8 protein-coding genes are annotated in these 4,125 nt (G+C 42.9%); all 8 read right to left on the bottom strand.

Going from position 1 to position 4,125, the window contains the following annotated elements; genetic code table 11:
- The coding region (locus J7K63_08720) for a hypothetical protein (protein MCD6235102.1) at nt 1-611 on the bottom strand (611 nt) is incomplete at its 3' end.
- A gap of 21 nt (nt 612-632) precedes the next feature.
- Nucleotides 633-1,163, bottom strand: coding sequence for a hypothetical protein (locus J7K63_08715; protein MCD6235101.1), 531 nt, complete (start codon nt 1,161-1,163; stop codon nt 633-635).
- A 21-nt stretch (nt 1,164-1,184) separates the two neighbouring features.
- On the bottom strand, nt 1,185-1,622 hold the full coding sequence (locus tag J7K63_08710; GenBank protein ID MCD6235100.1) for a hypothetical protein: 438 nt from the start codon (nt 1,620-1,622) through the stop codon (nt 1,185-1,187).
- A 55-nt stretch (nt 1,623-1,677) separates the two neighbouring features.
- Nucleotides 1,678-2,136, bottom strand: a complete 459-nt coding sequence (locus J7K63_08705; GenBank protein ID MCD6235099.1) for a hypothetical protein — start codon at nt 2,134-2,136, stop codon at nt 1,678-1,680.
- Between the two features lie 27 nt (nt 2,137-2,163).
- Nucleotides 2,164-2,544, bottom strand: coding sequence for a hypothetical protein (locus tag J7K63_08700; GenBank protein MCD6235098.1), 381 nt, complete (start codon nt 2,542-2,544; stop codon nt 2,164-2,166).
- A gap of 458 nt (nt 2,545-3,002) precedes the next feature.
- The gene (locus J7K63_08695) at nt 3,003-3,203 is read right to left on the bottom strand and encodes a hypothetical protein (GenBank protein ID MCD6235097.1); all 201 of its coding nucleotides are present in this window, start codon (nt 3,201-3,203) and stop codon (nt 3,003-3,005) included.
- 15 nt (nt 3,204-3,218) lie between these two features.
- Nucleotides 3,219-3,674, bottom strand: coding sequence for a hypothetical protein (locus J7K63_08690; GenBank protein MCD6235096.1), 456 nt, complete (start codon nt 3,672-3,674; stop codon nt 3,219-3,221).
- A 246-nt stretch (nt 3,675-3,920) separates the two neighbouring features.
- Nucleotides 3,921-4,125: T9SS type A sorting domain-containing protein (locus J7K63_08685; GenBank protein ID MCD6235095.1), on the bottom strand; the 205-nt coding region annotated here is incomplete at its 5' end.

Genomic DNA, 4,125 nt, shown 5'->3' with positions numbered 1-4,125 from the left:
TCATAGGTGTTTTCAATGCGACCGTCAGGCGTAACGGTGATATCCTGCCAGGCTTGGGGATAGGCGGGATCGGAAACGACAACCTGTCCACCCTGTGGAAAACCCAGTGATACACTCAATCGGCACTTTTCTTTCGGATAGAGGTAGATGTTGGGTTTTCTTACCATAGGTGCCATTTCCAACGTGAATATCACAGAGTAGTCTTTGACTTGAATGTGTTCGCCTGACAGGGGATGCGGTTGGACATCCGTCATTAAAAAATTGGCTGTTGTATCACCCATTATCTCGGTCCCTCGAACGAAATATCCCGTGAGTGAATCGCTATACAGACAGAAACTTACCTTGTTATTATAAAACTTTACCGTAAAGCAGACCTTTGCCGTGCCTGAAATCTTTTGATCATTCGCATCATAAACCCGCGTATCCACCGGGATGCTATCCAGCCGGACCCACACATCCTCACTTTCATAGAGGGTTTCACCGATCCGGATCACTACCGTGTCTCCTAAGGTAAAATCATCATAACCCGGGGATGCAGGATCGTCATCGCAGGTTGTGAGGAAAAGGGATGACAGGAGGAGAATACTGACTGTTTTATACAGATGTTTCATGGTAATTACTCATTTTCTATCTTAAGATATCCAGATCATTAATTGCTTTTTAATAACCCATGTTCCTTCTTCATACTCAAGAAAATATAAATATCCGGCTCCAACCAGGGGTGCAGATAAAATGCCCGTTTCCACCAAAGCCTGTGTTTTTTCATCATTATATCCTATGGCTGATAATGTAACATCAGGATATTGAAATTGTTCGCCTTCAAAATCACGTGATAAAATACAATTGGGAAAACCGGGAATGTGTTTCAGCGGGATTCTTTCTGAACCTCTTTCATAATAATTCACGACGGTCTCTTCTTCCAATCCGGTAAAGTACTCATCTAATATCTCTTCAGGTAAATGAGAGGACATAACCGTTGAATCCCGAAGGACAAAAGCAGCATTCGAATCAGGAAACGTGTGTGAGACCACAATTCTGTATATCTCATAATCCATTCTTTCGCCATAGTCCATTCCGGAATTCAATGAATTTGAATCGTCATCGCAGGTTGTGAGGAAAAGGGATAACAATAAAATACTGCCTGATTTAATCACATATTTCATGGTTAAGACCTCATTAATCATTTATTCCGTGTAATTAAAAGCGTACTTATCCCAAACCCCGCCAAGCCAAATTCGCGAGTTATTTATGGTTCTATGATCTTTATCAATACGTATGGGTGTATTGTAATAAAAGTAACATTTATAGTTTCCTAGCGGTATTTGAGGGTATCCTTTCAAAGAAACTGTTCGCGTCATCGTTTTGCCCTTGTCAAGCCTGCTGTACCAGTCCGTTGACCATTCGGCATTTTCACTGACTTTATATTGTGACGAAAAAAGATACATTCCGGTGGATTCATCCCAGAAATCAATACCATTTGTATAATAGTGAAAAACAGAGCTCCCGGTCTTATCCGGATCAAATACATATAAATCTTCGGAATCGGTATTGGTTAATCTAAACGTATATTGAATCGTTGAAATGTCACTGTTTTCCAGGATTAGAATCTCAAGCAGCTCCACCGATAATCCCCCATGATATTTATTGTCCTGGATTAATGCATTACGTATCCCGGGATCACGTCTCGGATAAGTGTATGGATATTATATCATCCGGATAATAAAAAATCATCATATCTATTATAACAGGAACTTCACCCATAGACATCGAACTTGCTTCACTAAAAAATGAGCCGGAATAGATTCTTTGATTACCGGCTTTCACAACAAAAGGTTTTGATGAAAAGTGGAACATATATAATTGACAGCTGTCTGCAAGTTCATCAATAAACCGACTTTTACTTTTATTCAGATAAATATAGTGGGTGGAAAAATCGTAGAATTTGATGTCGTCAGAAGAAATCCACGGATCGTCTTTCAGTTCCAGGTCATCAATATTCATATCTTTAATATCCAAATAGGATAAACCGTCATCTTTCAGCAAATAAATGGAGAAATTTCCGGCAGAATCCTCATTTATTTCACAGGATATCGCAAACAGTAATAACAGACTTGTTAATATGATGATACGTTTCACAGGTCTGTTCCTCAATTACACGCCTTTTTACTCTTCCGGATAATCCAAAACAAATCCCCACTCCAACATCGTGTCTACATCCGAATCCTCGATGTAACAGTAAAACCGGTCTCCCCGTGGACATGCACATGCATCACAAGTCACTTCATACGGCCAGGTTCGTTTCATATCGTAAATCGTCACACCCTGTTCTTCATAATATGTTTTAAAAACGTTCATCTTTTCTGTTTCACTCAATTCACGCCACAGGTCATAATTCCCGTCATGATTTTCCAGCCAGTCCTGCTCCCAGGGATTTCCCATACACTGAATCGCATCAATGGATACCCAGGTGTACTCCTTTTCAACATCCAGGCAGGATGTGACCAACAAAAGAGGAAAAAAGAGAAGAATCGCCCATCGATTCATGATATATTTCCTGACATTTATCATTTCTTTATACACTTGTTCTTTTTAATTGTAAGGCGGATTTGGTTAAAATTCAAGCATAATCCGGTTTGTTGAGTCTATGATTTTATAATCCAAACTATCACCCACCCATTCGATTCCGCTTTGATTGTAAAGTATTCCCGGTCGCCCCGGGCTTGGGGCCTTCCGCTGAGGACGCTGTGATGCAGAGGTTATTTTGAATGCCACAAAGTGGCAATTGAACACCGAAGGTTCTGGAATATTTGAACGCCCTCAGGCGCTTGAACCAATCAATCAATCATCCAATCAAATCAATCCACTCTGCCAGAGCATCCTCATCGTAGATCGGCGCATCGTCCGGGAATTCAAAACGGCGGATTTCTGTCAAGTGTAGTATCACTTGTTTCCCTTTTTCTGTTTAAGTTGTCTGTGTAATAAAGGTCCGGACCTTCTATGTGTCAGATCATCCCCTCAATCATATCCTCCAGATAATCCGGCTCCAGTCCGAAATAATCCATACAGATATCATAAGCAGATGAGATGTCTCCGTGAAGCAGTCTTTCCGCGAAGTCGTTCATGGCTTCGGTGATAAGGTCTTCTGCTTCTTCATGAGTCATGTAATCCCGCTCCATGAGAACGGTTTTGATGTCTTTACACATGATAAGCCTCCAGGTTTAATAGGTGATGTAGCCACGGTCTGCCAGGATGATATACTGGTCGCCTGCTATGATGGTGTGGTCCAAAAGGGCCACTTCCATAAGCTTGAGCAGATCCTTGAGTGCGCGGGTGAGTTCAATATCCTCCCGGGACGGTTCCGGGTTGCCGCTGGGATGGTTGTGACTGACAATGATGGCCGCCGCATTCAGATCCAGGGTTTTTCTCAACAGTTCCCGGGCATAGATGTGGGCTTTGCTGATGGTCCCTTCGGATATCACTTCCGTTTTGATTACCTTGTTGCAGCTGGACAGATACACCACCACAAAGCGCTCCCTCTCATTCTTTTCAAAGAAAGACGCCAGGTGGTGCTGAGTCTGTAGCGGGTTGGTGATCTGTTCTCCCGGCTTGATGTAGAACCGGGCTTTGTATTCCTGAATGAGCAGGTCATCCGGAACGGTGCTGAGTTGTGTCATGATGACCTCCTTTTTTTGGTTAAAAATTTCCCCGTGCCGCATTACGTGCGGTGGGTAATTATTCATTGGAAATGAAGGACTAAAAGCCTTATTATTAACACGTGAAAGCGGGTTGGATTAACGGGCGTTGGGGCTTGAGAACTGTCGACTGACAACTGCCGACTGCCGACTGACAACTGCCGACTGACAACTGTCGACTGACAACTGACAACTGCCGACTGACAACTGTCGACTGACGACTGATGCCTATTTCATCAACACCATCTTCTTTGTCTGCATAAAATCCCCCGCCTGCATCCGGGCAAAATAAATTCCCGAACTGTGTCGCGACGCATTCCAGGAGACAGTATGATATCCGGCGGCTGTGTTTTGATTTATGAGTTGTTCCACCAAACGGCCGGTGATGTCGTAAATATTCAGGGTGATCTGTGCAGGTTCCGGCAGGGAAAAT

The sequence above is a fragment of the Candidatus Neomarinimicrobiota bacterium genome (assembly GCA_021157965.1).
In the GTDB taxonomy this organism is placed as follows: Bacteria; Fidelibacterota; Fidelibacteria; order Fidelibacterales; family Fidelibacteraceae; genus Fidelibacter.
This window is presented reverse-complemented; position numbering and strand designations above follow the sequence as displayed.

Coding starts and splice junctions, on each gene's coding strand:
- J7K63_08695 (MCD6235097.1), bottom strand. CDS start 3,203: ATGTGTAAAGACATCAAAACCGTTCTCATGGAGCGGGATTACATGACT.
- J7K63_08700 (MCD6235098.1), bottom strand. CDS start 2,544: ATGAATCGATGGGCGATTCTTCTCTTTTTTCCTCTTTTGTTGGTCACA.
- J7K63_08715 (MCD6235101.1), bottom strand. CDS start 1,163: ATGAAATATGTGATTAAATCAGGCAGTATTTTATTGTTATCCCTTTTC.
- J7K63_08690 (MCD6235096.1), bottom strand. CDS start 3,674: ATGACACAACTCAGCACCGTTCCGGATGACCTGCTCATTCAGGAATAC.